Annotated in this window: 3 protein-coding genes and 1 riboswitch; all 3 genes read left to right on the forward strand. The window is 63.8% G+C overall.

The features are described from left to right. A riboswitch (cobalamin riboswitch) is annotated at nt 1-173 on the forward strand. This riboswitch is flagged as partial in the annotation. Nucleotides 174-257: 84 nt separating this feature from the next. Then, nucleotides 258-2,168, forward strand: a complete 1,911-nt coding sequence (locus tag AC1D1P_RS16585; RefSeq protein WP_477673723.1) for a TonB-dependent receptor domain-containing protein — start codon at nt 258-260, stop codon at nt 2,166-2,168. A gap of 22 nt (nt 2,169-2,190) precedes the next feature. Continuing rightward, nucleotides 2,191-3,531, forward strand: coding sequence for a cobyrinate a,c-diamide synthase (locus AC1D1P_RS16590; RefSeq protein ID WP_477673724.1), 1,341 nt, complete (start codon nt 2,191-2,193; stop codon nt 3,529-3,531). Next, nucleotides 3,528-4,008, forward strand: a 481-nt coding sequence (locus AC1D1P_RS16595; protein ID WP_477673725.1) for an ABC transporter substrate-binding protein, incomplete at its 3' end; no start/stop codon positions are given. The genes AC1D1P_RS16590 and AC1D1P_RS16595, both read left to right, overlap by 4 nt.

Here is a 4,008-nt window from a genome sequence, read left to right on the forward strand (position 1 = left end):
CCTTTAACCTGCGCTGCCCCCGCAACGGTAATACGGACGAATGGGCTCCTGACGTCAAGTCAGAAGCCCATTCAGCTTTCATCACTAGCCACTGAGCGTTTTGAACACACGCTTGGGAAGGCGATGGAGGCAGTTCCGTCAGCCCGGATACCGGCCAACAAGGTGAACGCGCACGTCCATGAACTGGCATGAGCGTTTGTAACGCTCATGCACTGGCGGGGAAGCCAGTGAGGGTATTTTGTTGATTRTCTGATTCCATGAAAACCTGTGTTTTCCACACACGCCTTGCCGTGCTTCCGCTGGCTGTGGCCGCTGCATTTCCCGCCTTGTCCCAGACTGCCCCGGCGGCTCAGGCCGGCGCGGCGCCACAACTCAAGGAAATGGTGGTAACCGCTACGCGCAGCGCCCAACCCATCGGCGATGTCATTGCTGATGTCACGGTCATTGACCGTGAAACCATAGAGCGCGCCGGCCCGGTGGGGCTGGCTGACGTTCTGGTTCGCGTGCCAGGCATACAGATCACCCGTAACGGCGGTATCGGCAGCAATACAAGCGTTTTTGTGCGTGGCGGTGAAACCCGCCACACCCCGGTTTTTGTAGACGGCGTGAGGGTGGAGTCGCAGACGACGGCTGGAGCCGCCTCCTGGAACAACATTCCCCTCTCGCTGATTGATCGCATTGAGATCGTGCGCGGCCCCAGCAGCGCAGTCTATGGCTCCGACGCCGTGGCCGGCGTGATCCAGATTTTCACCAAGCGCGGCCAAGGCCGTTTTTCGCCTTCCGTGACGGTCGGCTACGGCTCCTACAACACCAGCCGGGTCGAGCTCGCCGCCAGCGGTTCAGCGGGCGGCTTTGACTATTCGCTGGGCTTGACGCAGGGACAAAGCGATGGCTTCAATGCCCGGACCATCCCGGCTCAAAACCCCGATGCCGACGGCTACAAAAGCCAGAGCGCCAATGCCAAACTGGGTTTGCAGATCAACCCTGACCACCGCATTGAAGCCAATGTGTTGCAGAGCCATATGGATGCGCAGTACGACGGCGGCCTCACACGCGACTTTCGCCGCATCAGCGACCTGCAGACCCTGGGCCTGCAGTGGGAAGCCAAATGGTCTGGCCAATACAGCACCAAGCTGACGATCACGCAAGGTACCGATTCAGGTGAAGAAGGCCTGAACGGCTCGACCCCGCAGATTTCTTACGACAAGAGCACCATCAGCACGTTGTTGTTCCAGAACGAATACCGCATTGGCGCGCATCTCCTGAGCGCCACACTGGAAAGCCGTCGCGATGTGTTCCTCCTGGTTGGCTCCTCGGCCGTGCCGGCTGGCATGAGCACCCTCAACGGGAACCGTTCGCTGGATGGCGTGAGCCTGGGCTACGGCTGGAGCGGCGGCGCGCACACGGTGCAGTTCAACGCCCGCCATGACACGGACAGCGAATTCGGCGGAAAGACCACCGGCTCCGCCGCCTATGCCTTTGCGCTCACGCCACAGTGGAAAGTGTCCGCATCCGCCGGCACCTCCTTCCGGGTCCCCACGCTGTACCAGCGTTTCAGCATTTACGGCACCTCGACCTTGAAGCCCGAATCCGGCCGCAGCGTGGAAATGGCGCTCAAATACAGCCAGGGGACTGCCCAGTACGGTGTCACCGCTTATCGCAACCGCCTGACCAACCTGCTGAGCTTCGTCACGGGCAACGGTCCCTGCATCAATGGCGGCCCGCCGACGGTGCAGAGCAATCGTTCCTGTTATGCCAATACGGCCCAGGCGCAGTACACAGGGCTGACATTCACGGCTGCCGAGACGCTGGGCAATGTTCACATCCACGGCTCGCTGGATCTGCAGAATCCCAAGAACCTGGTCACCAACCGAACCCTGCAGCGCCGCTCCCGCCAATATGGCACGCTGGGCGCCGAGATGCCGGTGGGCGGCTGGCAACTGGCGACCGACCTGGTGATGGCCTCGCACACCTTCGACAGCGACACCAGCAACGTCGTGCTGCCAGGCTACTCGCTCGTGAACCTGAGCGCCACGACGGCGCTGTCGCGCGACTGGAAACTGGTCGCCAAGCTGGACAATGTGACCGACAAGGCCTACCAGACTGCCGGCACTTACGCCAATGGCCGGCGCTCTGTGTACGTCGGCCTGACCTGGGCGCCCCAGTAAGTAAGCCTCATCCACACCAGCCATGCAAACCTCCGTCCGTTGCCCTGCCATCCTCATCGCCGCCCCGGCTTCCGGCCAGGGCAAGACGACGGTGACCTGCGCGCTGGCGCGCCTGCATGCGCGGCAGGGCCGCCGGGTTCGGGTTTTCAAGTGCGGGCCGGATTTTCTGGACCCGTGCTGGCACGCCCTGGCCAGCGGCACGCCGGTGTACCAGATGGATCTGTGGATGACGGGCGAGGACGATTGCCGCGCGCGTCTCCATGCGGCGGCGCTGGAGGCCGACCTGGTCATTGTGGAAGGCGTGATGGGCCTGTTTGACGGTGAGCCCAGCGCGGCCGACCTGGCGCAGCGCTTTGGCTTGCCGGTGCTGGCGGTGGTGGATGCATCGGGCATGGTGGCTACCTTTGGCGCGCTGGCCTTTGGCCTGCAGCACTATCGCCCCGACATGCCCTGGGCCGGGGTGCTGGCCAATCGCGTGGCCAATGTGCGCCATGCGGGCATGCTGCAGGCCAGCGTGGCGCCGGACCAATGGTTGGGTGCAGTGCTGCGCAATCCCGCCATGAGCCTGCCCAAGCGCCACCTGGGCCTGACCGTGGCGACCGAAGTGGCAGATGCCATGGAAAGGCTGGACGCCGCAGCCGATACGCTGGCCACCACGCCGCTGGGTCAGATGACCCTGGACGACTTACAGCGATGGGCGGTGGACTTCGCGGCGCCGGAAGCCTCTGCGCCCACTGCTCCCATGCTGAAAGGCAGAACCATCGCTGTTGCGCACGATGCCGCTTTCTGTTTTATCTACGCGGCCAACCTCGATACCCTGCGCGCGCTGGGTGCTGAGCTGGTGTTTTTTTCGCCGCTGTCTGGCGCGGCGCTGCCTGCATGCGACGCGCTGTGGATTCCCGGCGGCTACCCTGAGCTGCACGCAGAGGCGATTGCCGCTAACACCCCTATGCGGGAAAGCCTGGCCGCACACATTTCCGCAGGCAAACCTGTATGGGCCGAGTGCGGCGGCATGATGGCTCTGTTTGAGACGCTGGTCACGCTGGATGGCCAACACCATGTGCAATGGGGTGTGCTGCCTGGCGAAGTGACCATGCAAAAGCTGCTGGCTGGCCTGGGCCCGCAGCAGCTGGCCCTGGAAAGCGGTACCTTGCGCGGCCACACTTTCCATTACTCGACCACGGCCACGCCGCTACAGCCCGCGGCACGCACCTCGCGGCCGGGCACCGCGCCTGCGCCGGATGCGGGCGAGGCCGTATGGCAGCAAGGTGCGGTGCGCGCCAGTTACTTCCACGCCTGGTTCCCGTCTTGCCCCGAAGCGGTGGCGGAGCTGTTCACGGCACCTGTAGAGGTGACTGCATGACGGACTTGCTGCACTACCAACCCGGCCCGCAGCGCATCGTCTGCCTGACCGAGGAGACCACCGAATGGCTTTACCTGCTGGGCCAGCAGCAGCGCATTGTGGGCATCTCGGGCTACACCGTGCGGCCCAAACGCGCGCGCGATGAGAAGCCGCGCGTCAGCGCCTTCTTGAGCGCGAAGATCGAGAAGATCATGGAACTGCAGCCCGACTGCGTGCTGGGCTTTTCGGACCTGCAGGCCGATATTGCGTCTGACCTGGTCAAGCGCGGCGTGCAGGTCACGATCTTCAACCAGCGCAGCGTGGCCGAGATTTTCTCCATGCTGTTCCAGCTGGCCGCCATGGTGGGTGAGGCGGAGCAGGGCGCGCAGCGCATTGCACAGTTGCAGGCCGATTTGCGTGCCATGCAGGCGGCCGTCGCGGCCAGGGTCGCCAAGGGTGCGCGCCGCCCCAAGGTGTATTTTGAAGAATGGGACAGCC

The organism is Polaromonas sp. P1_E1_2 (assembly GCF_056406035.1).